Below are 25,672 nucleotides of genomic sequence, written 5' to 3'. Positions count from 1 at the left end.
TAGCCCTTGCGGCCCCGCACCGGTGAGCATGCCCTCCCCCGGGCTGCAGCGCTGGACATATAGCCCATATGTCCGTCGCTCAGCCCGGACGGAGGGCATGCCCATTTTCCGCGGGGCGGGCGTAGCGGCCAAGGATGGCGCGGGCAATCTCATCGGCGTCACGCAGGGTCCGCTGGCCGCTGCGGTAGACGGGTCCGTCCTTCTGCCGGGCTTCGGCCGCGATGGCGGTCCCCCATTGCGTGGCGGAAAGCTGCAAACCGAGGGCGTAGAGGCCGTCCGTCACCGAGCCGTTCGCGCCCAGCGGCCGGTACGGGTGGGGAGCGACGTCCAGGCCGGAGGTCTGCACCGGGGTGCCTTCCGCGGTCATCATGAGGCGCGCGCGCACCAGCCCCTCGGCGAGCAGTTGTTCGAGCAGTGGTGACTCGTTGACTGCCAGCCGGTTGGCCGGGGCGAGCGCCTCGATCATGGCCACGGCCGCCACGGCATGGTCGTGGGGGTCGGCATGGTCGTGGGGGTCGACTTCAGGGCCGCCGGACCGGCCCGCCCCGCCGCCGCCGACCCACGGGGACACCGCTGTGAACGTCCCGGCCTTGCGGTCCACACCGAATCTGGGGTCCGGTCCCACAAAGCGGACGACGCCGGCCCGCACCAGGGCGGCGAGCTGTTCGGCACGAAGCGCGGGCGGTCCGCTGGCGAGGCCTTCGACAAACGATTCGAACCAGCCGCGGAGCCCGGCCACCCAGGACTCGTCAGTGATGCCGCCGTCCGCCACGGCCGTCTTGAGTACCGCGCGGCCATGGTGCAGGGCACCGATGGCCATCTTCACCGGGTCGTCCTCCCCGAGAGCGGAACGCCGGGCGTCATCGAGCAGATACTCCACGACGGCGGCATCCAGTTCGGCCCGGGAAGCGAAGGACCGCCCGGCGAGGGGCGCCGCCAGTCCCAGCAGGTCCAGCCGGTACGCGGCAAGGACGTGCACCTCGATCACGGAATCCACGCCGTCCGCCCATTTCGCCGTGGTGTGCGCGTGCGGGTGCAGTGACTCCTCCAGAGCCCACAGGAATTCGTGCGGGTCCGTGCGGATCGCGCCCGGCTGCGAGCGCACCAGTGTTGAGTAGTAGGCCCAGAGGGCGTCGCGGTGCAGGAGCGGCCACAGATCGTGGTCGAAGGCCGGCCGGATCCCTGCCGCAGCGAACTTCGCCAGCGCACTCCCGGTGAAGTAGCGCAGCGTCACGGCCGCGGGGTAGTACCCGGTGAGGGTGGCCTTGGCCCGGTACGGGGTGCCGCGGCGCGAGGCGGCGATGATGAGCGGTTCGCGGCCGGAGGGGAGGTAGCTGAGGCCGCCGTCGTCCCCGGCCAGGAAGCGCCCGCCGCGGCCCTCGGTCAGCTGGCCCATGGCGTCGAAGAAGTTCAGGCCCATGCCGCGCACCAGCACGGGTTTGACCGCCGGCACGCGGGACCAGTCGACGTCGGCCGGGGCCGCCGGGGGCAGGTACAGCAGGCCGAGCTCCTGCGCGGCGGAGCGCAGCTCCCGCTGTTCCGGGTTCAGCCGGGATTCAAGGTGTCCCAGGGCCAGCACCACAGCGTTGACGGTGAGCACCGCGCCGTCCGCAAGTTCGACGTCGAAGATCGTTCGTCCGTCCTCCCCCGCGGCAGCAGCATGCCGGACTGACGCCGCCGTCGTCGGATGGAAGACGACAGTGACGCCGGCGGGCAGGCGGCCCATCAGCTCCTCGACGGTGGAGCTGAGGTAGCGCCCGTACAGGGCTCGGCTGGGGAAGTCCGCGGAGCCCAGCCCGGCGAGCTCGGCGCGTTCCTCTGCGTTCAGCGAAGGATGCGGGGTCTGCTGCTGGAGTTCGCGCCAGCGGTCAAAGGTGTGGCCAGCCAGCGGCGGCGCAAGGTCGGGGTCCTCGGGGATCACCGTGGGATAGAAGGACTGCGTGTTCATCAGGTACAGCCGGGACTGGCCAGGCTGCCAGACGTGTCCCGGACCCGCGGGGTAGGGATCCACCACGTCGATGTGCAGGGTGTCGCCGGGGCCGGCCGGGGCCCAGTTGGCGAGCATCCGCTCCAGCACGCTGGTGCCCCGGGGGCCGGCGCCTATCAGTGCCGTCCGGATGCTCTGCGATTTACCCACGGCATCCAGAGTATCCGCATGCGGCCCGCGCACCGGACGGGCGGCTTGACTTGCTACCGGTATGCAGATGTTGCTTGGATGGGAAAATGACCACCACTGAAGCTGCTCACCCGCCCGCGTCCGGCCGCCCTTCCGGCAACGCCGCGGATCAGGAAACCGCCCCCGTACCCGTCGACGAGAACAGCTGGCTGGAGGACATCTACGGCGGGCAGCAGCTGGCCTGGGTCCGTGAACAGAACGCCCGCACAGAGGATCTGCTCGAGGACGCGGAGTACGCCGGGCTTGAGGGCCGGATACTGGAGGTCCTCGACTCCACCGACCGGATCGCCATGGTGGGCAAGCACGGGGAGTGGTACTACAACTTCTGGAAGGACCAGCAGAATCCCAAGGGACTGTGGCGCCGGACGGGCTGGGAGAGCTACCGGGGCGGATCCCCCGCATGGGAAACGCTGCTGGATGTGGACGCACTGGCCGCCGCAGAAGGCGAGGAATGGGTCTTCCACGGCGCCAGCTTCCTCCGCCCGGCCGACGGCGGGCCGCACCGGCTGGCGCTGCTGGCCCTCTCCCCCGACGGCGGCGACGCGAACCGCTACCGGGAGTTCGACGTCGGGTCCCGCAGCTTTGTGGACCCCGCCGCCGGCGGCTTTGACCTCCCGACGGCGAAGGGCAACGCTTCCTGGCTGGACGAAGACACCCTGCTGGTGGCCAGCACGGCAGAGGGGCTTCCCAGCACCACGTCGTCCTATGCCCGGACCGCCGTGAAGCTGCGGCGCGGCGGCTCCCTGGCCTCGGCTGAGCGGCTGTTCGAAATCCCCGCAGACCACATGATGGCGCTCGTGGCCCACGACTCCACCCCCGGTTTCGAGCGGACCTTCGCCGTGGACTGGATCAGCTTCTTCGAGAAGAGCACCTCGGTGCTGCGCGACGGGGAGTGGGTGCAGTTCGACGTGCCCGCGGACGTGAACCTGAGCTCGCACCGCGAATGGCTGCTATTCCGGCCGCAGCAGGACTGGACCGTCAACGGCACGACGTACCCGGCGGGCTCGCTCCTCGCGGCCGATTTCGAGGCCTTCCTGGCCGGCAGCCGGGAGCTGTCCGTGCTGTTCACCCCGGACGCCCACACCTCCCTGCAGTCCTGGAGCTGGACGCGGGACTTCCTGCTGCTGAACCTGCTCCGCGACGTCTCCTCGGAGATCCGGGTTCTCGATCCGCAGCGCCCCGGCACCGATACCGCCTGGGCCTCCACCGCGCTGGACGCCTGCCCGCCGCTGCACGATGTCAATGCCTACGCGGTGGACGACGAAGACGACGCCGGGGACTCCGGTGACGACGGCACCGGTGGGTCCGCTTCGGTGTCCGAGGCCGGGGCCTCCGGCGCGGGAAACGACTTCTGGCTCGTGGCCACCGGATTCACCACACCAAGCACGCTCACCCGGGGCACGCTCACCCGTGCCGACCCCACCGGAACTGGCCCCGGAACTGGCAGCGGGGCTGGCAGCGGCGTGGCCAGCTCGCATGAGGTGATCCGGACCTCGCCGTCGTTCTTCAACGAAGCGGACTACGAGGTCCTGCAGCACTTCGCGGTCTCGAAGGACGGCACCCGTGTGCCGTACTTCCAGGTAGCGTCCTGCGACGTCGCGCTGGACGGCCAGAACCCCACCCAGCTCTCCGGCTATGGCGGCTTCGAGATCTCGCGGACCCCGGCCTACAGCGGCGCGATCGGCCGCGCCTGGCTGGAACGGCGCACCGCGGAATCGGCCGGCCAGGAGGAGGATGCCCTGCACAGCCGCGGCGGCGTCTACGTGGTCGCCAACATCCGCGGCGGCGGCGAATACGGGCCGTCCTGGCACCGCGCCGCGCTGCAGGAGAAACGGCATAAGGCTTACGAGGACTTCGCTGCCGTGGCCCGGGACCTGATCTCCCGCGGCGTCACCTCCCGCGAGCGGCTAGGTTGCGTGGGGGGCTCCAACGGCGGACTGCTGGTCGGCAACATGCTAACCCAGTACCCCGAGCTCTTCGGCGCCGTGTCCTGCGGGGTGCCGCTGCTGGACATGCGCAGGTATACAAAGCTGTCCGCCGGGCACTCCTGGATCGCCGAATACGGCGACCCGGACGTGCCCGGGCAGTGGGATTTCATCAGGACGTTCTCGCCTTACCACCTGCTCCGGGACGGCGTGGACTACCCGGAGACGTTCATCTGGACGGCAACATCGGACGACCGGGTGGGTCCTGTCCAGGCCCGGAAGATGGCCGCCCGGATGCAGGCGATGGGCATCCCCAACGTCTGGTTCCATGAGGCACTCGAGGGCGGCCATTCGGGGGCTTCGGACAACCGCCAGGCCGCGGCCCTGCAGAGCCGCAGCCAGCACTTCCTGTGGCGTGCGCTGGCCGGCCGCGGAGCCTGAGGCCGACCGCCCCGCGGCCAAGCAACGCGGGGTCACTTCGGGCCCATCCGGCGGCCTGACATGGGCGCGATGTGACCCCGCGTTGGCCGTTTTGCGCTGCATGCCCCCTTCTGCGTATTCTTGGTGGGCTGGTTATCAGCAAATGGAGACGTGCCAGAGCGGCCGAATGGGCTTCACTGCTAATGAAGTGTGGGGCAAAACTCCACCGGGGGTTCAAATCCCCCCGTCTCCGCGTTTGGCCCCGGTCCCTGGACCGGGGCCTTCTGCATGTCCGGCGCACATTCGCCCTGATCTGCCTCCGCGGCGCGGCAGTCGCCGTGGCCGTCGCCGGCTGGCAGGATAGGCCCATGCGTAGCAACCCCAAGTCGAGCACCAGCGCGTTTGACGCGATCATCGTCGGCGGCGGCCACAACGGCCTGGCCGCAGCAGCGTACCTGTCCAAGGCCGGCCGCAAGGTCCTGCTGCTGGAAAAGCTCGGGCACCCCGGCGGTGCCGCAGTGTCAGCCCAGGCGTTCGACGGCGTCGACGCCCGCCTTTCGCGCTACTCCTACCTCGTGAGCCTCCTGCCGCAGCAGATCGTCGACGACCTCGGCCTGCAGATCCGGCTGGCACGGCGCCGCTATTCGTCCTATACCCCGGACCCGAACAACGGTGGCCGGGCCCTGCTGATCGACAACGAGGATGCCGCCGCCACCGCCGCGTCCTTTGCCGCCGTCGGCGCTCGCGACGGCGAATTCCGCGCCTTCACCGAGTTTTACGCCGGGTGCCGCCAACTCACCGAGGCCCTCTGGCCCACCATGACGGCGCCGCTGCGGACCCGGTCCGAGGCCCGCGCCCTGGCAGTCCGGGCCGGCGCGGCTGACGCTTGGGAGGCCGTGATCGAACAGCCTATCGGCAAGGTGATAGCCGACGAGTTGCAGCACGATCTGCTCCGCGGCGTGGTCCTGACCGATGGTCTGATCGGCACCTTCGCCCGGGCGGACGATGAAGACCTCCAGCAGAACATCTGCTTCCTCTACCACCTGATCGGCGGCGGAACAGGCGACTGGGACGTTCCCATCGGCGGCATGGGCGCGGTGTCCGGGGAACTTGAACGCGCCGCCCGGGAGGCCGGCGCAACCATCCGGACCTCCGCGGATGTCACGGCGGTCCGGCCGGGCGGGGTGGTCGAGTTCCGCCACGACGGCGCGGACCACACGGCCACGGCGCAGTGGGTCCTCGCCAACGTGGCGCCGGTGGTGCTTGACCGGCTCCGGAACTCCGGCGCCCCGGCAGGCTCCCCCGCGCCGCGCACCACGCAGAACCCCAACCATCTGCGCGAGGGAGCCCAGGTCAAGGTGAACCTGCTGCTCAGGAGGCTTCCCCGGCTGCTGGATGAAACCGTGAGTCCGGAAGCGGCCTTCGGCGGGACGTTCCACATCAATGAAGCCTGGTCACAGCTCGACGCCGCCTACCTCAGTGCTGCCGCCGGAACCGTGCCCGATCCGCTGCCGTGCGAAATCTACTGCCATTCCCTCACCGACCCCAGCATCCTCTCCCCGGAACTCCAGGCCTCCGGGGCCCAGACCCTCACGGTCTTCGGACTGCATGTCCCGGACCGGCTGATCACGGCGGACAACAACGAGGAACGGCGCGCGGAGCTTCAGTCCGCCGTGCTGAAGTCGCTGGACTCGGTGCTGGCCGAACCCGTCGAGGAGCTGTTGCTGACCGGCCCGGACGGCCGGCCCTGCATCGAAACCAAGACCACCCTCGACATCGAGCGGGCCGTCGGCATGCCCCGGGGCAACATCTTCCACGGCGGGCTCGACTGGCCCTTCGTGGAGGACGATGCTCGTCTGGACACCCCGGCACTGCGCTGGGGCGTGGCGACCGATGACCCGCGAATCCTGCTCTGCGGCTCCGGGGCGCGGCGCGGGGGTGCCGTCAGTGCCATCGGCGGGCACAACGCGGCGATGGCGGTGCTGGAATCAGACCCGACGCCAGGCTCCTGAGCACCATGCCCGTTCACGCCCTTCCCGCTGCAGGGGCCCAGCCCAGCGCGGGCGCGTCCTGGCTCAGTGCCGGGCTCAGTGCCGGGCTCAGCCGGCTTGGCCAAGCACCAGCGGCAGCACCGCCCCGGCGCCCGCGAGCCTAAGGGCCCGTCCGGCGACGGTCACGGTCCAGCGGCTGTCAACCAAATCGTCGATGAGCATCACGGCCTGTCCCTGGATTCCGGCCAGGGCCGCTTCCAGTTCCGGTCCCACCACGAGCCGGTCCCAGACCCCGGCAAGCCGGTAGGCGCTGTTTCCGCCGCGCCCGCCGGTCGGTCCGCCGTGTTCGAGCTGCAACTGCCCCAGGTACGGGATCCGGCCGATCTCCGAGATGCCGCGCGCCAGCGAATCAACGAGCGCAGGTTTACTGCGCGACGGGATGCTGATAATCGCTGCGGGACGGCCTGCCCCGCTCCAGCCCGGTGTGCGTGCGTCTCCGGTGCCCCACTCGCGCAGGACCTGGACGCAGGCCTGCAACATGCCGTGATCCACTGTGCGGTCCGGTGCTCCGGCGGCGAAGGATTCGCGCAGCGCACCACCCCAGCCGAGGTCCGTGAGCCGCGCCAGCGCCCGGCCGGTGGCGAGGCTTTCCTCGGGCTTGATCTTGCCCTTCACCGGGACCCCCAGGCGGTCCATGCCGCTGGGCCACAGCAGCCGCGGTTCCAGCGGCACGCCGGCGCGGCTCAGCGTCTTGCCGGCGGCCTGCGTGGCGGAGGCGGAGATATCTGCCGGGAACCACTGGCCGGAGCAATTGTCGCAGCGGCCGCAGGCGTGCGCGGTCTCGTCATCCAGGACCGAGGTGATGTACTCCATCCGGCAGCCCGCGGTGTCCTGGTAGATCACCATGGAGTCCTGCTCATCCACCCGGGCCTCGGCGATCCGACTGTACCGCTCGGCGTCGTAACTCCACGGCCGGCCGGTGGAGCGCCAGCCGCCGCCGACGCGTTCCACGGCCCCGTCCACGGCCAGTACCTTCAGCAGCAGCTCCAGCGGTGTCCGGCGCAGGTCAACCCGCGCTTCGAGCGCCACCGTGGACACAGCGGCGCCCGCTTCGGCGAGGGCCGTCAGCACGGCGGCGGCCTTCTCCTCGGAGGGCATGGACGCCGTGGCGAAGTACTGCCAGATGTCGCGGTCCTCGGAGCCGGGCAGCAGGAGCACATCGGCGTTGGCCGCGCCGCGGCCGGCACGACCGACCTGCTGGTAGTACGCCACCGGCGAGGACGGCGCGCCCAGGTGCACCACGAAGCCGAGGTCCGGCTTGTCAAATCCCATGCCCAGGGCGGACGTGGCCACGAGGGCCTTGACCTGGTTGTCTTTGAGGAGCTGCTCGGCGCGTTCGCGGTCCGCCGGGTCGGTGCGGCCGGTGTAGGCGAGCACCTCGTGCCCTGCCTCGGCCAGCAGCCGTGCGGTGTCCTCGGCCGCGGACACGGTGAGGGTGTAGATGATGCCGCTGCCGGGCAGATCCGAAAGGTGCGTCAGCAGCCATCCCAGCCGGTCGCGGGAGTCGGGCAGGGTCAACACGCCCAGGCGGAGTGACTCACGGCCCAGGGCGCCGCGGATGGTGAGCACGCCCGTGCCCAGCTGCTCCTCGATGTCGTGGACCACCCGGGAGTTGGCGGTGGCGGTGGTGGCCAGCACCGGAACGGAATCCGGCAACTGCGTGATCAGGTCCGCGATGCGCCGGTAGTCCGGGCGGAAATCGTGCCCCCAGTCCGAGATGCAGTGGGCCTCATCGATCACCAGGAGCCCGGTGCGGCGGATCAGTTCGGGCAGCTGGTTTTCGCGGAAGGACGGGTTGGTGAGCCGTTCCGGTGACACGAGCAGGACGTCGACTTCGTCGGCCGCGAGCTGTTCGCGGACGGTGTCCCAGTCCAGCTGGTTGGCGGAATTGATGGCCACGGCGCGGACACCGGCCCGGGCGGCGGCCGCCACCTGGTCGCGCATGAGGGCCAGCAAAGGGGACACGATCAGGGTGGGGCCGGCTCCGCGGCGGCGCAGGAGCAGGGAGGAGACAAAGTACACGGCCGATTTTCCCCAGCCGGTGCGCTGCACAACGAGGGCCCGCCGGCCGCCGTCGACCAGCGCCGCTATGGCCTCAAACTGGCCGTCGTGGAACTCCGCGCCGGGGTGCCCCACCAGCTCACGCAGCACCTCCTGGGCCTGTTCCCGTGTCCCGGCAACCCCGGCGGAACCGGAGGCATGAGCTGGGTTGGCGGCGGGAAGGACGGCAGCATTCAGGTTATTGGCCATTGCTCCAGTATCCCAGCCCCCTTCGCCAGCAACGAAGCCCGGTGCCCGGACATGTGGACAATCACACCGGCATTGCTCCCCCACACACCGGCGCTGCTCCCCCACAGGGCAGGACGGCTTCAACGTACGATAGGAGGCGTGACTACGGAAAAGACAAAAACTTTTGACCTCTCGGCCTCCTTCAAGGCCTACGACGTGCGCGGCATTGTGGGCGAATCCATCACCGCCGAAATCGTCGAGGCAGTCGGGGCCGCGTTCGTCGACGTCCTGCACCTCGAGGGACAGACGGTGCTGGTGGGCGGCGACATGCGCCCCTCCTCCCCCGAGTTCAGCAAGGCCTTTGCCAGCGGCGCCGCCCGCCGCGGCGCCAACGTCCAGCTCCTGGATCTGATCTCCACCGACGAGCTGTACTACGCCTGCGGCGCCCTCAACGCGGCCGGAGCCACCTTCACTGCCAGCCATAACCCGGCCGAATACAACGGCATCAAGATGGCCAAGGCCGGCGCCGTCCCGATCTCCTCCGAAACCGGGCTCGTGGAGATCCAGGCCCTCGCCGAGCAGTACCTCAATGCCGGGTCCATCCCTGCCGCCGCCAGCCGAGGCCTCATCGGCGTGCACGACGTCCTGAAAGACTACGCCGAGTACCTGCGCAGCCTCGTGGACCTCCGCGGCACCCGCCCGCTCAAGGTGGTGGTGGACGCCGGCAACGGCATGGCCGGCCTCACCACGCCCGCAGTGCTGGGCGACACCCTGCTGCCCAAGCTGCCGCTGGAGATCATCCCGCTGTACTTCGAGCTCGACGGCTCGTTCCCGAACCACCCCGCCAACCCGCTCGAACCGGAGAACCTGCGCGACCTGCAGGCCGCCGTCGTCAAGCACGGCGCGGACATCGGGCTGGCGTTCGACGGCGACGCGGACCGCTGCTTCGTGATCGACGAAAAGGGCGACGCCGTCTCCCCCTCGGCCATCACCGGCATGGTGGCCCGCCGCGAGATCGCCCGCGCCCAGGGTATCGGCGAGGAAAACCCCACCGTCATCCACAACCTGCTGACCTCCCGCGCCGTCCCCGAACTTGTGGAACGCCACGGCGGCCGGGCGGTCCGCACCCGCGTGGGCCACTCCTTCATCAAGGCCGTGATGGCCGCTGAAGGCGCCATTTTCGGCGGCGAGCACTCGGCCCACTTCTACTTCCGTGACTTCTGGAACGCAGACACCGGCATGCTCGCGGCGATGCACGTTCTGGCGGCCCTCGGCGAGCAGGACGGGCCGCTCTCCGAGCTCGGACGCGAATACGAACCCTACAGGTCCTCGGGGGAGATTAACTCCGAAATCGAGGACAAGGCCGCGGCCGTCGAGCGGGTCCGGCGCGATTTTCAGACCGACGACGTCGAGGTGGACCATCTGGACGGCAGCACCTTCATCGCCAACAACGGCAGCTTCTGGTTCAATCTGCGGCCCTCCAACACCGAGCCGTTCCTCCGCCTCAACGTTGAAGCCACCGACACCGCCACCATGGAGCGCGTCCGCGACCGCGTCCTGGCGCTGGTCCGGGGCTAAGCGGGATGCCAGGAGCACCGTCTGAAATGCCCTCGGAGATGCCCTCGGAAATGACCGAACCTCCCGCTGGCTCCTGGCGCGGCTCGGTCCCCGAGTCCAGCGCCACCGATCTGGAGAACCTGCTCGGCACCGGAGTCGGCGCCGCCCAGGAACAGCTGGAGCGCAACGGCGGTTTCCTGCCGTTCGCCCTCGTGGTGGAGAACGACGGCGAGGTCCGGCTGGTGGCCGTGACCCCCGCTGACGCGGCCGAGGGTAGCGATGCTGACTTTGATGCCGATTCGATGATCGGCGACCTCACCGAACTGCTGCGCCAGCACCGGGACGAGTTCCGTGCCGCCGCCGTAGTCTGCGACATCACGCTGCTCGAGGAAGACTCGGACGCCATCCACGTGGCCGCCGAACACCGCGACGGTTCGCTGTTCGCCGCCGTGCTGCCCTACGCGGCGAACCCCGCGACGCGCGGTCTGGAGTTCGGCGAGCTCTCAGCCGATTCGAACGAGCCCGGCGTCTGGGTGGACTAGACCGGCCGTAAACTGGTGAGATGAAGATCAACGCCTTCGCGGATGTCAGCCTGCGCGCCATGATGGTGCTCGCGGCCGCTCCCGACGGCAGCCTCCTCACCACCCAGAGCATCGCCGACGCCGTCGCAACGCCGTACAACCACGTCAGCAAGGCGATGGCAAAGCTGCGCGAACTGGGCATGGTCGACGTCGAACGCGGCCGCCGCGGCGGCTCCCGGCTCAGCAGCGCCGGCCGGCATGCCACAGTGGGCCGGCTCCTGCGCCAACTGGACACCCGGGCCGACCCGGCGGACTGCGTCAGCGCCGCCGGGGCGTGTCCGCTGATCAACGAATGCCGCCTCCGCGGCGCCCTGTCCCGCGCCCGGGAGGCCTTTTACAGTGAACTGGACGACATCGTCGTCGCATCCCTGCCGACATCGCGGCAGATGACGCCGGTGTTCGAAGCGATCGGGCTGCGCCCCGGTCTCTGAGCCGGGCCCGGATCGCCGGAGCCGGGCCTCCCGTTCGCCCAGCCCGCCACGCCCGGGAAGTCCGCCGATTTGTACAACTTTTCTACTCCCTGTAGAACTGAAGTATAAATACTCGTATTTTAAATGCAGGTATTTTCATCGGTCCGGCAGCAGACCCACCGGGCCCCTATCTCAGGAGTCAGCATGCTCTCGGACAAATCCTTCCCCATCATCGAGGCCACCCTGCCGCTGGTCGGATCCCGGATCGGGCACATCACGCCGAACTTTTACGCCCGGATGTTCGCCGCCCACCCGGAACTCATGGACGGGCTCTTCAGCCGCTCCAACCAGCGCTCCGGCAACCAGCAGCAGGCCCTGGCCGGAAGCATCGCAGCTTTCGCCAGCCACCTGGTCAGCAACCCCGGCACCCTGCCGGAGACCGTGCTCGCCCGCATCGCCCACCGCCACACCTCGCTCGGGATCACCGAACCGCAGTACCAGGTGGTCTACGAGCACCTCTTCGCCGCCATTGCCGAGGACCTGGCCGAGGTCATCACCCCGGAGATCGCCGAGGCCTGGACCGAGGTCTACTGGCTCATGGCCGACGCCCTGATCAAAATCGAAAAGGGCCTCTACGCCGCGCAGGCCAACGACGTGATGTGGACAACCTGGAAGGTCGCCGCCAAGGTTCCCGCCGGCACGGGCTCACTGACCTTCACCCTGGAACCGGCCGACGACACCCCCATCACCCCCGCCCTCCCCGGCCAGTACGTCAGCGTCAAGGTCGCCCTGCCGGACGGACTCCGCCAGGTCCGGCAGTACTCCCTCTCCGGCAACGCCGGCACCAGCCGCAGCTTCACCACCAAGATCGACGACGGCGGCGAGGTCTCCCCCGTGCTGCACAACAGCGTTGAGGTTGGCGACCTGCTCGAGATCTCCAACCCTTATGGCGAGATCACCCTCAAAGAAGGCGACAGCCCCGTGGTCCTGGCCTCGGCCGGCATCGGCTGCACGCCCACCGCATCCATCCTGCGCTCCCTCGCCGAATCCGGCTCGGACCGCCAGGTCCTGGTCCTGCACGCGGAAAGCGACCTGGAGTCCTGGGCACTGCGCTCCCAGATGACGGACGACGTCGAACGCCTCGACGGCGCCGACCTCCAGCTCTGGCTTGAGCGCCCGGAAGCCGGCGCCAGACAGGGCTTTATGTCGTTGCGTGAGGTCGATCTGCCTGCCAACGCCTCGCTCTACCTGTGCGGTCCGCTGCCCTTTATGAAGAGCATCCGCAATGAGGCCATCAATGCAGGCATCCCGGCCACGAAGATCCATTACGAGGTCTTCGGCCCGGACATCTGGCTCGCCAGCTAAGGTACTCATCGATTGCTCCGCAACGGCCCTTATGAGGGCTCAAAAGGGCCGTTGCGGAGCAATCGACGAGAGTATGACGGCGGCCCCGCACCATTCGCAAGGTGCGGGGCCGCCGTCGTTGTCAGCCGAACATGCTGGCCGCTACTGGGCCGCCAGCCGTTCCTTCAGGCCGTCGAACTCGGACCGCAGGGCCGCGGGCAGCGAGTCACCGAACCTGGCGTACCACTCTTCGATGGAAGCCAGCTCGGTGCGCCACTCCTCACGGTCGACGCGGACGGCATCTTCCACCTGGGCGGGGGTCAAGTCCAGGCCGGTGAGGTCCAGCGAGTGGCCGGCCGGGACATAGCCGATGGGGGTCTCGACGGCGTCCGCCTTGCCCTCGATGCGCTCGATGGCCCACTTCAGGACGCGTGCGTTGTCACCAAATCCTGGCCATGCGAAGCCGCCGTCGGCTGTACGGCGGAACCAGTTCACCAGGAAGATCGTGGGCAGGCGATCCTGGTTGGCCTTGGCGGAGAGATCCACCCAGTGCTTCAGGTAGTCACCGGCGTCGTAGCCGATGAACGGCAGCATGGCCATCGGGTCGCGGCGGACCACGCCCACCTGCCCGGCAGCGGCAGCCGTCGTCTCCGAGGAAAGCGTAGAGCCCATGAAGACGCCGTTGGACCAGGTGCGGGCCTGCGTCACCAGCGGAATGGTGGTCTTGCGGCGGCCGCCGAACAGGATCGCGGACAGCTCCACCCCGTCCGGGCTGAAGTATTCCTCGGCCAGCATGTCGACCTGGGAGATCGGCGTGCAGAAACGGGAGTTCGGGTGGGCTGCCGGCAGGTCCGAATCGGGCGTCCAGGAGTTGCCCTGCCAGTCGGTCAGGTGCGCCGGGACTTCCTCGGTCATCCCCTCCCACCAGACCCCGCCGTCATCGGTCAGCGCGACGTTGGTGAAGATACTGTGGCCCTTGGCGATGGCGCGCATGGCGTTGGGGTTGGTGCCCCAGCCGGTGCCGGGGGCCACGCCGAACAGGCCGGCCTCCGGATTGGTGGCGCGCAGTTCGCCTTCCTTGCCGATCCGCATCCAGGTGATGTCGTCTCCCAGGGTTTCGACCTTCCACCCCTCGATCGTCGGATCCAGCAGGGCCAGGTTGGTCTTGCCGCAGGCGGACGGAAAGGCAGCGGAGACGTAGTAGGACTTCTTCTCGGGCGAGGTGAGCTTGAGGATCAGCATGTGCTCGGCGAGCCAGCCCTCATCGCGGGCCATGACCGAGGCGATGCGCAGGGCGTAGCACTTCTTGCCCAGCAGGGCGTTGCCGCCGTAGCCGGAGCCGTAGGACCAGATGGAGCGCTCCTCGGGAAAGTGCACAATCCACTTGTCCGGGTTGCAGGGCCACGCGACGTCGGCCTGTCCGGCGGGCAGCGGGGCGCCGAGGGAGTGCAGCGCAGGAACGAAGAAAGCGTTAGTGGCGGTGATGCGGTCCAGGACCTCGGTGCCGATCGTGGCCATGATGCGCATGGACGCGACAACATAGGCGCTGTCCGTGATCTCCACGCCGAACTTGGGATCCGCGGCGTCGAGGTGGCCCATGACAAACGGGATGACATACATGGTGCGGCCGCGCATAGAGCCGGCGAAAAGGCCGCGAAGCTTCTCCTTCATCTCCGCCGGTGCCATCCAGTTGTTGGTGAAGCCCGCATCGCGTTCCTGCTGGGAGCAGATAAAGGTCTGCTCCTCGACGCGGGCAACATCAGCGGGATCGGAGAATGCCGCGAAGGACTGAGGGAACAGGTCCTCGTTCAGCCGGGTCAGTGTGCCCGCGGCGACGAGCTCGTCCGTGAGCCGCGTGTTCTCTGCTTCGGAACCGTCTACCCAGTGGATCCGGTCCGGCTGGGTCAGCTCAGCCACCTCTTCAACCCATGCCAGCAGGCCGGCATGTGTGGTGGGTGCCTTTTCAAGCAACGGCAGTCGCGCCAGATCTCCCATTACGGTTCCCTTCCTCGGGTTCAGTCGTGTGTCCTAAATGCTAGGTGCCGTGCGGGGCCCAGTTTCGGGCCCAGACATGGGATGACCCGGACCGCCGGATTCAAAAACACCGGAAAATCAACGAACTGCCCTGTCATTCTGTGTCATTCGCTGTCAAATCTGTGACTAAGGTCACGTAGACCGGTCTAGTTTGTCAGATTTCACCCCTTCGATTTGTAACTGCGGCCCCACCTCGCGTAAAGTAATTCGAGGTTCGGGGGCGAGAAGCTCCAAGAACCGAAAATGCGCCCATAGCTCAGCTGGATAGAGCGCCTGTCTACGGAACAGGAGGCCGGGGGTTCGAATCCCTCTGGGCGCACAGATTGAAGTGAGACACAGTAGGACGATCCGCACCGGTCCGCCGGTGCGGATTTTTTGTGTCAGACAACGCAGGCTCGCGGATACCATCGGAACTGTCAGTTTCGAAACAGCCGCCGGCAGCTGCTGCCCGACATAGCGGGAATTCGCCGGATACCGTCGAAGTGGGCGTTGAGTCGAAGTGGGCATTGAACAGTGCGGCCGCCAATATCTGGCCCCCGCCTCCGCCACGTAGATCACGCGGGGTCCGTGCCGCCGCTGCCGCGGGATCGACACCCCGGAGGCCGGTCCTCGGACGGTCACAGCCCGGGCGTAGGCTTTTGCCATGACGGCACAGCTTGAGCGGGAATTCGATGTCATTGTGATCGGCGCCGGCGCCGTGGGCGAGAACGTGGCGGCCCGGGTGGTCCGCGGCGGGCTCACCGCGGTGCTGATCGAGGCGGAGCTGGTGGGCGGCGAATGTTCCTACTGGGCCTGCATGCCCTCCAAGGCCCTGCTGCGGCCTGGCACCGCGCTCCACGGCGCACAGACTGTCCCGGGCGCTCAGGAGGCCGTCACCCGGACCCTTAATGTGGCCGCCGTCCTCAAGCGTCGCGATTCCTTCACTTCAAACTGGCAGGACGACAGCCAGGTCACATGGGTCGAGGAGACCGGGATCGAGCTGATCCGCGGCCACGGCTGGATCACGGGGCCGCGAAAGGTGGAGGTCGCCGGGCTGGACGGCAACAGCTACGCGCTTTCCGCGCGGCACGCCGTCGTCGTGGCGACCGGATCCACCCCCACCATGCCGCCCATCGACGGGCTGGCTGACGTCGAGTACTGGACCACGCGGGAGGCGACGTCGGCCCGCGAGATTCCCGCACGGCTGGCCGTGCTCGGCGGCGGCGTGGCCGGCACCGAACTGGCCCAGGCCTACGCGCGGCTGGGCGCCGCGGTAACACTCGTGGCGCGCGGCGCGCTGCTGGGGATGTTCCCGGCGGAGGCCGCGGAGCTGGTTGCGGCGGGCCTGCGCGCGGACGGCGTCGACCTCCATCTCCACACCGGCACCACGGGCGTCGGCGAAAACGACGACGGCTCCCTCACCCTGACCCTCGACGGCGGCCGAACCGTCACGGCGGACAAGCTCCTCGTCACCACCGGCCGGCACCCCGCTCTGGAAGGGATCGGGCTGGAGAGCGTAGGACTCGCCGCCGCAGACGGCAAGAACCTGTTGCTGGACACCGATTCCACCGGCCTGGTATCCGGACCAGCGGTCAACGGGACACCAGCCTCCGGACCTAAAGGCACCGGAACCACAGACGACGGCCACTGGCTCTACGCCGTCGGCGATGCCGCGGGGAAGGTCATGCTGACCCACCAGGGAAAATACGAGGCGCGCGCCACCGGCGACGCCATCGCCGCCAGGGCCAAGGGCGAACTCGACGGCGAGCCGGCACCCTGGAGCCGCTACGCACAGACCGCCGATGACCACGCCGTGCCCAACGTCGTCTTCACCGACCCGGAGCTGGCCAGTGTGGGCCGGAGCCCGCAGCAGGCGGAAAAGGACGGCTTCCGCGTCTCTTCTGTGGAGCTGCCCATCCAGGTGGCCGGGTCCGCGCTGCACGCCGATTACTACGCCGGTTGGGCCCAGCTGGTCATCGACGAGGACCGCAGGGTCCTGCTCGGTGCCACCTTCGTCGGCCCGGACGTGGCCGAACTGCTTCACGCCGCGACCATCGCCGTGGTGGGCGAGGTCCCGCTGGAGCGGCTGTGGCATGCCGTGCCGTCCTACCCGACGATCAGCGAGGTCTGGCTCCGGCTGCTCGAAGAGTACGGTCTCTGAACGGCCATTGACGCGGCGGCTGCCGTCTATCCGGTGGATCCTGCCGTGTCCCGGGGCAGCTTGGAGATTGCCATCATAGGGGCTGTTTGGTGGTCGGCCTGGACCGGCAGACCTACAACCCGGAGCGGACCCGGCAACAAAGTGTCACCGCGATTGTGGCGTCCATGCGCGGCTGGCTCGTGAAATAGCTCTTTTCGGGGATGATGGATCACATGCGCCACATGGGTATCAGCGGCAGGATTGCCATCGGGGCGTTTTTCGCTGCCCTGGCACTGCTGGCGCTGGCCGGCATCACGCTGCACGGGACCGTGGGCCTGTGGTTCCTGGCTGCCTCCGTTGCGGCGTACGTGGCGTGCGTGTCCGAGGTGGTCATCCGCCGGCGGCACACCACCCTGGTGGCCAGCGGGATCGGCAGCGTCCTTTTCATTGCGTTCGGCATCGCGTTCCTGCGGCAATGGGGGCTGGCGTTCAACGCCGATCCGGATGCCATGTCCGCCCGGGTGGATTCCGACCAGCCGGACCTGTACTTCTACCTGGCGGCGGCATCCGGCGCCGCCACGCTGCTGCTGCTCTTTGCCGGAACGGTGCTCCCGGGACGGCGTCCGCGCGGCGCCGCCCCCGCCCCGCGGCGCCGCCCGGCGTCGACATCCAGGGGCGCCGCTCCCCGGAGACCCACAGTCCGCGCGTCCTCATCCCGCCCGGCATCCCCGGCCAGGGCTCAGTCGGCCCGGGTACCTGCTCCGCGGGCGGCATCCTCCGCGGCCAAGCGTCCGGCGTCATCTGCCGGCGGCGCATCCGCAGCCAAGTCTCCAGCCAAGTCCCCCGCGACGTCCCCGGCACGCCGTTCGGCGACGACCTCGCCCCGGCGCTGAGCCCGCGGTCCCGGCGCAGGGCCGGCGCGGGGGGCCCGGCCCCCAAAGCCCAGTACCGCCGTCGCCACCCCGGCGAGAAGCAGGAGCCCTCCGGTCACATCGGCCGGAGACGGCACCTCGCCCAGGACCAGCCACGCCGTCGTCATCCCCACCACGGGGACCAGGAGCGTGAACGGCACCACGGCGGAGGACGGGTAGAGCCCCAGCAACCGGTTCCAGATGCCGTAGCCCACGAGCGAACCGAAAACCGCGGTGTACAGGGCACTCAGGATGGTCACCGGCTGCACCTCCACAAAAGCCTGCGACACCGCGGCCGGGCCGTCGACCAGCAGCGACAGGCCCAGCAGGGGCAGCGGGACCACGGCGCCAGACCACACCACGAGGCTCAGCCCCGAGGCAGCCCTCGCCTTTCGGACCACGATGTTCCCGGCGGCCCAGGACAGAGCAGCGGCCAGCACTATGATGAGCGGCAGCACCGGGGCCACCAGGCTTCGTCCGACCGCAACGACGGCCAGGCCGGCGACGCCCAGCACCACGCCGGCAAACTGCCGGCGGCTGGGCCGTTCGCCGAGGAAGCCGGCCGCCAGGAGCACCGTCAGCAGCACCTGCGCCTGCAGGACCAGGGAGGCGAGGCCGGCGGGCATGCCCAGCGCCATGGCCAGGTAGAGGAGGCCGAACTGTCCGGCGCTCATCAGGAGTCCGACGCCGACGACCGCCTGCCAGCTGACGTCCGGCTTCCGGATGAAGAAGATGCACGGAATCACCACCAGCGTGAAGCGCATGGCCACGAAGAGCAGCGGGGGCATCTCTGCCCCGTCCGGGTGCAGGCCAAGGTCGATCGCAACGAAGTTGACGCCCCACAGCACGGCGACGAGCAGGGCCAGGGCGGAATGGCGAGGGTTCACACTGCCACTATGCCGGTTCCGGCCGCGGCCTGCCCCTGCGACGCGGGTTCAGCCCGACGTCCAGGGCCGGAGCCCAGGGCCGGCCTGGAGGTCAGAGGTTCCGGGGATGGTCACCCCGGGGCTGGTTGTCTCCGGAGTTGGGGGCAGGGTCGCCCGTGACGGGGTTCCGTGTGCTGCGGTCCCGCCGGAGTTCCTCGCCGCCGCTTCCTTCCGGGGGCGCGTCCTCCGGCGCCCGGGTATCACCGTGTTCGCCGGTAACAACGTCCGGATCCAGCTCATCGGCCTTCTGGAGTTGCTCGTGGGCGCCGGCATGGCCCCGGTCCGCCTCTTCCTGGCGAGCACGGGCTTCTTCGCGCAGGCGTTCCGCGTCGACTTCCGCCTGCTTCGCGTCCGCTTCGGCGCGGGCAGCCTTCGCCTCGCGTTCCTTTGCGCCGAGCTCGTCCGCACGGGCGTGCTCGCGCATCTCCACAGCCCGGTTGCGGTCCTCGGCCATCTTGCGTCTGCGGCCGAACATGACCGCCACGGCCACGATCGCGAGCACCACAACGACGCCGACGATAATCCCTATGAGCTGTCCTGAATCCACGATGATCAACCTCTTCTCTAGGCCCGACTGAAAACCATGAGTACACAGGATCAGTAAACAGCGGAATCGCCGGAATGACTATGCGTTCGGGGCTTCATCCGGGCACGAGGCGGCGCCGTCAAGCCGGCTACTTGGACCGGGGTATCTGGAACTGCGTGAGCCGGGCGTCCTGGCCGTCCAGCTCGGCCCAGGACTTCTCGGTCTCCAAAACGGTAAGTCCGCTGGTGGGGTACCTGGTGGCTGCGTCCATGTAGGCATCGTGGTTGGAATCGCGCGAGGCCAGATGCATGGCGAGATCCTGCACGCCGGGCATATGCGAGATCACCATGAGAGTGGTGACGGTGTCCGGGACATGGTTGATGACAGCCAGCATCCGCAGGGCCGAGGTGGCGTAGAGCCCGTCCTCAAGTTTCGGCGTGGGTGCCTTGTCGCCGAGTTCGCTGCACACCCAGGTGCAGGTCTGGCGGGTCCGCAGGGCACTGGAGCACAGGATGAAGTCGGGAATCACGCCATGCTTGAGCAACCATTTTCCGGCCAAGGGCGCATCACGGTGACCGCGTTCTTCCAGCGGACGGTCATGATCCGCGACGCCGCCTGGCCAGTCCGCCTTGGCATGGCGCATGATCACCAGCCGTTTGATGTGATGCGCGCTCATGGTTCAATCCTAGTGCTGGGGCTGATCCCCGAGCGCGCATCCCTCGGATGCTCTGTCAGTCGTCGAGGATGAAGGTCACTTCTAGCACGACGTGCCAGGCAACCACCGCGCCGTCCTTAATTTCAACTTTCTGTTCCTTGACCCACGCGCCGGTCACATTGCGCAGTGTCATGTTTGCCCGGTCGATGCCCTCCTTAACGGCAGCGTCGAACGAGGTCTTGGAGTTGGCGCTCAGGGTAGTAATACGTGCAACAGACATGGTTCCTCCCAATAGTCGGATCAACGCTCCGAGCCTACGCCGCACCCCCGAAACACAACAGAGTCCAACAGCCGCCCAACAGCCGCGGAGGCACATGCCCGCCGGTCAAATTGACCGATGCGCCCGCCGCCCGACGTGAGGAGCTGCCCGGCGGAAGCGAAGCGGCTTTCCGCGTAGTGCCGCATCGCCGACTGAGGAACGAAGGAGGAAGAGAGCTGGCCGGATTCCTTGTCCGAGCTTGCGAGGTCAAGGGAGCAAGCGAACGCTAAGGCACGGCGGAAAGCCGCTGGAGCTGCCGCAAAAGCGCCCGCCCCCAGAAGAGGAGCGGGCGCTTTTCGCAGGTTCAGAAGCTAGATCGAGTATTCCGGAGCGGCCCAGACAACAACCTCGGGGTGCTCATAAAACCGGTATCCCTGGCCGCGCACCGTCCGCACCGTGTTGGCGAGGCGTCCGAGCTTGGAGCGCAGGCGGCGGATGTGGACGTCGATGGTGCGCTCGTTGGGCACCTCTTCTGCGTTGCGCCACAGGCCCTCGAGCAGCTCGTCACGGCCCACGGTGCGGGTGCCGTTCTCCACGAGGTAGTTCAGGAGCTCGAATTCCTTGAACGTGAGGTTCAGGGATTCGCCGTCGAGGTGGACCTCGCGGCGGGCCAGGTCGATCAAGACGCCGGACGGACGCGGATCCTGCGGCTGCTGCAGGCGGGCCGCCTCGGCGCGCTGGCGGGCGCCACCGGTTGGGTCACCGAAGGTGGACCGGACGACGTCGAGCGCTGAACCCGGGGCACTGGCCGGCGCAACGGCGACGGCGGCGTAGCTTTCAGCATCGGCGACAAGGGACTGGGCGTAGGTGCGGATCTCCTGGGCAAGCTTGGCAATAGATGTGCCGGCAGCCGCCGCAGTCTCTTCGTCAACACCCATGTAGAGCACAAAGCCGCGGGCAACATTGTCGGCCGGGACAGGCCGCACCGGGCTGCCGTTGCCCGGCGCAACCACGGGAGTGGGCGCCGTCGCGGGGTCGGCCGGAACGGCGCGGAGTTGACCGTAGGAACTCGGGTTGTAGCCCTGCGCCGCGTAGCCCGGGGCCGGAAAGCTGATGCCGGATCCGGTGGGGAACGACGGGCTGCCGCCGAACCCCTGGCGGATGCCGGAGGCCTGGCCGGCTTTGCTGGCGTTACGGACGGAGATATGGACGTATCCGGATGCAACTGACATGGCTTGCTACCTCAATGTGAATGGCCGTCATCGCGGCTCGAATGCTAGTTTCCCCGCAATGAAAAATGGGGAGGGGCGCCCGACTCTGGGCTGGGGCGAATGCCTAGAAACTCTTGGGGTGTAAAAGTTAGGCGTGCATTCGACAACAGCGCATCTCGGAATCAGCGGGTGCGCTGAACCAGGAAGCTGCGACTGCAGGTGCTGTTGAGTTCTTGTTCACAATTGAAGTGTGCAACGTAACAATGAAAACTTGCAAGTAACAATGCATCCCACAGTCCACGTTGTGAGACGAAAACTCAAAATGTAGTGCAGATCACAATTCTGCCCTGCCGATCAAATATCAGGTGTTGTGCATATTGCATGCCCACTTCGGCAATTCTGTCGAAGATGCTTCGGCTAGAGGGTGCACTTTTTTGAATTTATTCAGACTCGGGCGATTCGGCAAAACCGTTCGCCTACTGATCATCCAATGTCCACCGTTCCACAGAGTGGGCACCCTGACCGGCCCCGAAAATTGCCTCGCGGCCGGGTCCTGCGGGCTCCGGCAGGTTGCGGCGGCCGTCGATTTTCGTTGCTAGCTCCGGTGCCCCGGCAGCATCCAGCTCGCTAGGCTGGGATTCACAGGTGACGCACAGGATCCCCAAAGCCGCGCCTAACCGGCAGAACGGAGAGTTGTCCCATGGCCACCTCGCACTCCATGACCAATAACCTCCCTCTTCTCGCGCATCCGGACGGCTCCCCCATCCGTGCCCTTGTGGTGGACGACGAACCCAGCCTCTCCGAGCTCATGAGCATGGGGCTGCGGATGGCAGGCTGGTCCGTAGCGGTCGCGAGCGACGGACCCGAAGCGGTGAAACTCGCCAGGGAGTTCCGCCCCGACGTACTGGTGCTCGACGTGATGCTTCCCGGATTCGACGGCGTCGAGCTGCTCGGCCGGATCCGCTCCTTCGCCCCGGAGGTCCCCGCCCTGTTCCTTACTGCCAAGGACGACGTCCAGGACCGGATCACCGGCCTCGCCGCCGGAGGCGACGACTATGTCACCAAGCCCTTCAGCATGGAGGAGGTGCTGCTGCGGCTGCACCGGCTGGTCCAGCGCTCCGGTGTGGCAGCAATGGACACCGCCGAACTCGTGGTCGGGGATCTGGTCCTCAACATCGACACCCGGGACGTCACACGGGCAGGCGAGGAACTGCACCTCACGGCGACGCAGTTCGAGCTCCTGCGCTACCTCATGGAGAACCCCAAACGCGTCATCAGCAAGGCCCAGATCCTGGACCGGGTCTGGGACTATGATTTCGGTGGCCAGTCCAACATCGTCGAACTCTACATTTCTTACCTCCGCAAGAAGGTCGACGCCAGCCACCCGCCCATGATCCATACCGTGCGCGGCGCCGGCTACGTCCTGAAGCCGGCGGAGTGATCCTGCCAGCCCGCGCGGGTCGGCCAGGCGCCGATCAGCCAGGCGCCTCCGGGCGAAGCTGGCGCAACCCGTCCACGTGGCATCTGCGCACCCGGCTGGTCCTTGTCGCCATGGGCCTGCTCGTGGCGATCTGCGGTGCCGTCGGAGTGTTCAGCTATGCCTCGATGGACCTGTTCCTGACGAGGCAACTGGACTCGCAGCTTGAGCAGGCGTCCGGACGGGCCCGGGAATTCGGCCGCCCCGGACCAGGGAACGGCGATGTCCGCCGGGATCCGCTGGAAGCCCGGGGCCAGGGCGTCGGTACCCTCAATGCGCGGATCCTCAACGGCGCCGTCAGCAGCGCCGGCTTCCTCGCCGATGATGCCAGCCGCAAATCCCTCTCCGCCGGGGACAGCGAGATACTGGTGGTGCTCACACCTAACGGCGGCCCCGTGGACCGCGTTCTCTCCGCGGGTGCGTACCGGCTCACTGCCGCCCGGGCCCCTTCCGGCGACGTAATAGTAACCGGGCTGCCGCTCGCCGAGAAACAGAACACCCTGGCCTCGCTGGTGTGGACCATGGTGGTGGTCTCCGCCGGCGGTCTCGTACTGATCGGCCTCGCCGGCACGGCCCTGATCCGCCGGACCATGAAGCCGCTCGAACAGCTGTCCGAAGTGGCCACCCAGGTCTCCCGCCTCCCGCTCGACGCCGGCGAGGTGGCACTCGCGGTGCGGGTTCCGGCGTCGGCGGCGCATCCCGGCCCGGAAGTGGGAAACGTGGGCTTCGCGCTGAACCAGATGCTGGACAACGTCTCCAACGCCCTTGAATCGCGGCAGCAAAGCGAAATGAAGGTGCGCCAGTTTGTGTCCGATGCCTCGCATGAGCTGCGCACCCCGCTGACCGCCATCCGCGGCTACACCGAGCTGATGCGGATGACCGAACACTTCACGCCGGACGGGGAGAAGTCCCTGGCCCGGGTGCAGAGCCAGTCCCAGCGGATGACCGCGCTGGTGGAGGACCTGCTGCTGCTGGCGCGCCTGGACGAGGGCCGGCCGCTCAAGTCCAGCGACGTCGACCTTACCCAGCTGGCGATCGAGACGGTCAGCGACGGGAAGGTCATGGCCCCGGACCACCTCTGGCAGCTGGAGCTCCCGGAAGAGCCGGTGGTGGTCCGCGGCGACGCGACCGCGTTGCACCAGGTGCTGGCCAATCTGCTGTCCAACGCGCGCAAGCACACCGGGCCAGGTACAGCGGTGGTCACCGGAGTGGCGCGGTCCGCCGACGGGAGCGCCGTGGTGACGGTGACGGACAACGGCAGCGGGATCGCCCCAGAGTTTGTCGGCAGGATCTTCTCGCGCTTCACCCGGGCCGACGCCGCCCGCAAGAACCAGGCAGTCACGACGGCGGCAGATGCCGGCACCGGGGCATCCGGCAGCCCGGGAGTGCCGGCCGCTCCGGGAGTGCCGGGGGTGCAGGCGGCTGAACCCACGGCCGAGGGGACCAGCGGGCTAGGCCTCTCCATTGTGCAGTCGATTGTGGAGGCTCACGGCGGGACCGTCGAGGTCATCTCCCGGCCGGGCCGCACGGAGTTCACCGTCCGGCTTCCCGCGAGCCCGCCGGGCGCGCCGCTTCGACGGTTCCCTGCCGGCTAGACGCTGCTTAGCGTCGAACCCGCCGGGAACCATCGAAACGGGGCGCAGGCCAGGCCGCGGAAGCACAAGGCGACGCACCGCCGTCGACCTGCTTGTTACCGAAATGTGACTTTTGTTTCCGGCTCCTGTACCGTTTTTAGGGTGCGGCCGCCACAGGGCCGCGCATCCGGACGGACGCCAAACTCTGCCGCTTCCCGGATTCCGATCGACCAGGCAGAGGCGGGGAACCCAGAGTTCCCGGGCATTCTGCATCTTTGCACCCTTGGGGTGAAGCCGACACGTGAGGTTCCGTGCGGCCGGATATCGCATCCGAACCCGACAGCTAACTCCGCAGGCGTTGAGAGGCGATCATGACTGAATTCAAAGTACCAACGCGCCACAAGAGCGCCCAGCAGGCAACCCGCTCGACGGCTTCGCGCCACCGCGCGGCGGACACCAATCCAGCGTCAACCCGGTCCCGGTTCACCGCGGGCCTCGGATCCACCGGCCGTCGCGCCGCCCTCGTTGCCACCACCTGCGCGGTGCTCGTCGGGATCGGGGCTGCCGGGCAGGCCGCCGAGACTGCCAACCGCAACGCCAGCGCCGGCAGTTCCAGCGGGGCTTCGGCCACCACCGCCGACCCGCTGACGCACTTGGACTTCGAACGTGTCCGCGTCGATTCGCAGTCGGCCCTTCCCGGCACCGCCGGCGTCGGGCCCCGGGCCGAAGAGGTGAATCCCGCCGAAGCTCCCGCCGCCGCGGCTCCCCCGCCACCCGCCGCCGCGACTCCCGCACCGGATCTGGCACCCGAGCCTGTACCGGCACCTGAGCCGGCCAAGCCCGTTGCCGTCGACGACCCTGCCGGCGCGCAGGCCTACGCCGCCGCGCAGCTGGGAACGCATGGCTGGGCTGCCAACGAGATGAAGTGCCTGCAGAAGCTGTGGACCAAGGAATCCGACTGGAAAACCACCGCCACCAACCCCAGCAGCGGGGCATACGGCGTGGTCCAGTCCCTGCCGGCCGAGAAGATGGCCAGCGCGGGCCCGGACTACCGGACGAACTACCGGACCCAGATCAACTGGGGCCTGAACTACGTCAAGGAGCGCTATGGCTCCCCCTGCGGCGCCCTGAACTTCCACTACGCCAACAACTGGTACTAGACCGCCGGCACGGCCAGTCTGAAGCACGGCCAGGCGAGGAGCCCCGAATGCACAGGATCCAGTCCATGCGGGTCAGGTGAGGCCGCGCCGGTGTTTTCCGGAACCCCAGCCGCCTCCGGCGTCAGAA

The 25,672-nt window shown here is 68.1% G+C and carries 18 protein-coding genes, 2 tRNA genes and 1 riboswitch; of the genes, 12 read left to right on the top strand and 8 right to left on the bottom strand.

What is annotated here, in order from left to right; all coding sequences use genetic code 11:
- Positions 1-79: 79 nt before the first annotated feature.
- A complete protein-coding gene (locus tag AC50X6_RS01870) occupies positions 80-2,137 on the bottom strand; it encodes an FAD/NAD(P)-binding protein (protein WP_494964614.1) in 2,058 nt (685 codons plus the stop codon).
- Between the two features lie 86 nt (positions 2,138-2,223).
- On the opposite strand from AC50X6_RS01870, the gene AC50X6_RS01865 reads away from it, so the two are divergent.
- From AC50X6_RS01865 to AC50X6_RS01855, 3 genes are all read left to right on the top strand, one after another.
- Entirely contained in the window at positions 2,224-4,542 is a 2,319-nt protein-coding gene (locus tag AC50X6_RS01865) for a prolyl oligopeptidase family serine peptidase (RefSeq protein ID WP_494964613.1), read from the top strand.
- 144 nt (positions 4,543-4,686) lie between these two features.
- Positions 4,687-4,774, top strand: a tRNA-Ser gene (locus AC50X6_RS01860).
- Between the two features lie 115 nt (positions 4,775-4,889).
- Complete coding sequence (locus AC50X6_RS01855; protein ID WP_494964612.1) at positions 4,890-6,533, top strand: phytoene desaturase family protein; 1,644 nt, start codon at positions 4,890-4,892, stop codon at positions 6,531-6,533.
- An 87-nt stretch (positions 6,534-6,620) separates the two neighbouring features.
- Here the strand turns inward: AC50X6_RS01855 and AC50X6_RS01850 are convergent, their stop codons facing one another.
- Complete coding sequence (locus tag AC50X6_RS01850; protein ID WP_494964611.1) at positions 6,621-8,822, bottom strand: RecQ family ATP-dependent DNA helicase; 2,202 nt, start codon at positions 8,820-8,822, stop codon at positions 6,621-6,623.
- Between the two features lie 138 nt (positions 8,823-8,960).
- Between AC50X6_RS01850 and AC50X6_RS01845 the strand changes: the two genes are divergently transcribed.
- The 4 genes from AC50X6_RS01845 to AC50X6_RS01830 all read left to right on the top strand — a co-directional run bounded on the left by AC50X6_RS01845 (position 8,961) and on the right by AC50X6_RS01830 (position 12,714).
- Complete coding sequence (locus AC50X6_RS01845) at positions 8,961-10,379, top strand: phosphomannomutase/phosphoglucomutase (RefSeq protein ID WP_494964610.1); 1,419 nt, start codon at positions 8,961-8,963, stop codon at positions 10,377-10,379.
- 50 nt (positions 10,380-10,429) lie between these two features.
- Positions 10,430-10,900 carry a hypothetical protein gene (locus tag AC50X6_RS01840; RefSeq protein ID WP_494964609.1) on the top strand — a complete coding sequence of 157 codons (471 nt, stop codon included), beginning with the start codon at positions 10,430-10,432 and terminating at the stop codon, positions 10,898-10,900.
- Positions 10,901-10,920: 20 nt separating this feature from the next.
- Positions 10,921-11,370, top strand: coding sequence for an RrF2 family transcriptional regulator (locus AC50X6_RS01835; protein WP_494964608.1), 450 nt, complete (start codon positions 10,921-10,923; stop codon positions 11,368-11,370).
- A 183-nt stretch (positions 11,371-11,553) separates the two neighbouring features.
- Positions 11,554-12,714, top strand: coding sequence for a globin domain-containing protein (locus tag AC50X6_RS01830; protein ID WP_494964607.1), 1,161 nt, complete (start codon positions 11,554-11,556; stop codon positions 12,712-12,714).
- A gap of 141 nt (positions 12,715-12,855) precedes the next feature.
- On the opposite strand, the gene AC50X6_RS01825 is transcribed toward AC50X6_RS01830, so the two are convergent.
- The gene (locus AC50X6_RS01825; RefSeq protein WP_494964606.1) at positions 12,856-14,688 is read right to left on the bottom strand and encodes a phosphoenolpyruvate carboxykinase (GTP); all 1,833 of its coding nucleotides are present in this window, start codon (positions 14,686-14,688) and stop codon (positions 12,856-12,858) included.
- A gap of 284 nt (positions 14,689-14,972) precedes the next feature.
- Here AC50X6_RS01825 and AC50X6_RS01820 point away from each other — a divergent pair.
- Positions 14,973-15,046: transfer RNA gene (locus AC50X6_RS01820), tRNA-Arg, on the top strand.
- 324 nt (positions 15,047-15,370) lie between these two features.
- The gene (locus AC50X6_RS01815; RefSeq protein ID WP_494964605.1) at positions 15,371-16,867 is read left to right on the top strand and encodes a dihydrolipoyl dehydrogenase family protein; all 1,497 of its coding nucleotides are present in this window, start codon (positions 15,371-15,373) and stop codon (positions 16,865-16,867) included.
- 718 nt (positions 16,868-17,585) lie between these two features.
- Here AC50X6_RS01815 and AC50X6_RS01810 read toward each other — a convergent pair.
- The 5 genes from AC50X6_RS01810 to AC50X6_RS01790 form a co-directional block, all read right to left on the bottom strand.
- The gene (locus tag AC50X6_RS01810; protein WP_494964604.1) at positions 17,586-18,644 is read right to left on the bottom strand and encodes an EamA family transporter; all 1,059 of its coding nucleotides are present in this window, start codon (positions 18,642-18,644) and stop codon (positions 17,586-17,588) included.
- A gap of 91 nt (positions 18,645-18,735) precedes the next feature.
- Positions 18,736-19,230 (bottom strand): hypothetical protein, encoded by a 495-nt coding sequence (locus AC50X6_RS01805; RefSeq protein WP_326967814.1) that lies wholly within the window; start codon positions 19,228-19,230, stop codon positions 18,736-18,738.
- 127 nt (positions 19,231-19,357) lie between these two features.
- Positions 19,358-19,885 (bottom strand): SixA phosphatase family protein, encoded by a 528-nt coding sequence (locus AC50X6_RS01800; protein WP_494964603.1) that lies wholly within the window; start codon positions 19,883-19,885, stop codon positions 19,358-19,360.
- Between the two features lie 55 nt (positions 19,886-19,940).
- On the bottom strand, positions 19,941-20,144 hold the full coding sequence (locus tag AC50X6_RS01795; protein WP_326967816.1) for a dodecin family protein: 204 nt from the start codon (positions 20,142-20,144) through the stop codon (positions 19,941-19,943).
- Positions 20,145-20,494: 350 nt separating this feature from the next.
- Positions 20,495-21,355 carry a winged helix-turn-helix domain-containing protein gene (locus AC50X6_RS01790; protein WP_494964602.1) on the bottom strand — a complete coding sequence of 287 codons (861 nt, stop codon included), beginning with the start codon at positions 21,353-21,355 and terminating at the stop codon, positions 20,495-20,497.
- Between the two features lie 679 nt (positions 21,356-22,034).
- Here AC50X6_RS01790 and AC50X6_RS01785 point away from each other — a divergent pair.
- From AC50X6_RS01785 to AC50X6_RS01775, 3 genes are all read left to right on the top strand, one after another.
- On the top strand, positions 22,035-22,775 hold the full coding sequence (locus AC50X6_RS01785; RefSeq protein WP_494964601.1) for a response regulator transcription factor: 741 nt from the start codon (positions 22,035-22,037) through the stop codon (positions 22,773-22,775).
- On the top strand, positions 22,772-24,406 hold the full coding sequence (locus AC50X6_RS01780) for a HAMP domain-containing sensor histidine kinase (protein ID WP_494964600.1): 1,635 nt from the start codon (positions 22,772-22,774) through the stop codon (positions 24,404-24,406). Before AC50X6_RS01785 ends, AC50X6_RS01780 begins: the two co-directional genes overlap by 4 nt.
- Positions 24,407-24,588: 182 nt before the next feature.
- A riboswitch (cyclic di-AMP (ydaO/yuaA leader) is annotated at positions 24,589-24,758 on the top strand.
- Positions 24,757-25,545: an aggregation-promoting factor C-terminal-like domain-containing protein gene (locus AC50X6_RS01775; RefSeq protein ID WP_494964599.1), complete on the top strand. Its 789-nt coding sequence runs from the start codon at positions 24,757-24,759 to the stop codon at positions 25,543-25,545. It overlaps the preceding riboswitch by 2 nt.
- Positions 25,546-25,672 lie beyond the last annotated feature (127 nt).

The sequence above is a fragment of the Pseudarthrobacter sp. HLT1-7 genome (assembly GCF_059383435.1).
The sequence above is the reverse complement of the archived record's forward strand: the minus strand, read 5'-3'. Positions and strand labels throughout refer to the sequence as shown.

What these genes read in the sequence shown, in the direction of transcription:
- AC50X6_RS01865 (WP_494964613.1), top strand. Translation starts at nt 2,224, where the DNA reads ATGACCACCACTGAAGCTGCTCACCCGCCCGCGTCCGGCCGCCCTTCC.
- AC50X6_RS01855 (WP_494964612.1), top strand. Translation starts at nt 4,890, where the DNA reads ATGCGTAGCAACCCCAAGTCGAGCACCAGCGCGTTTGACGCGATCATC.
- AC50X6_RS01850 (WP_494964611.1), bottom strand. Translation starts at nt 8,822, where the DNA reads ATGGCCAATAACCTGAATGCTGCCGTCCTTCCCGCCGCCAACCCAGCT.
- AC50X6_RS01840 (WP_494964609.1), top strand. Translation starts at nt 10,430, where the DNA reads ATGACCGAACCTCCCGCTGGCTCCTGGCGCGGCTCGGTCCCCGAGTCC.
- AC50X6_RS01835 (WP_494964608.1), top strand. Translation starts at nt 10,921, where the DNA reads ATGAAGATCAACGCCTTCGCGGATGTCAGCCTGCGCGCCATGATGGTG.
- AC50X6_RS01830 (WP_494964607.1), top strand. Translation starts at nt 11,554, where the DNA reads ATGCTCTCGGACAAATCCTTCCCCATCATCGAGGCCACCCTGCCGCTG.
- AC50X6_RS01825 (WP_494964606.1), bottom strand. Translation starts at nt 14,688, where the DNA reads ATGGGAGATCTGGCGCGACTGCCGTTGCTTGAAAAGGCACCCACCACA.
- AC50X6_RS01815 (WP_494964605.1), top strand. Translation starts at nt 15,371, where the DNA reads ATGACGGCACAGCTTGAGCGGGAATTCGATGTCATTGTGATCGGCGCC.
- AC50X6_RS01800 (WP_494964603.1), bottom strand. Translation starts at nt 19,885, where the DNA reads ATGAGCGCGCATCACATCAAACGGCTGGTGATCATGCGCCATGCCAAG.
- AC50X6_RS01795 (WP_326967816.1), bottom strand. Translation starts at nt 20,144, where the DNA reads ATGTCTGTTGCACGTATTACTACCCTGAGCGCCAACTCCAAGACCTCG.
- AC50X6_RS01790 (WP_494964602.1), bottom strand. Translation starts at nt 21,355, where the DNA reads ATGTCAGTTGCATCCGGATACGTCCATATCTCCGTCCGTAACGCCAGC.
- AC50X6_RS01785 (WP_494964601.1), top strand. Translation starts at nt 22,035, where the DNA reads ATGGCCACCTCGCACTCCATGACCAATAACCTCCCTCTTCTCGCGCAT.
- AC50X6_RS01775 (WP_494964599.1), top strand. Translation starts at nt 24,757, where the DNA reads ATGACTGAATTCAAAGTACCAACGCGCCACAAGAGCGCCCAGCAGGCA.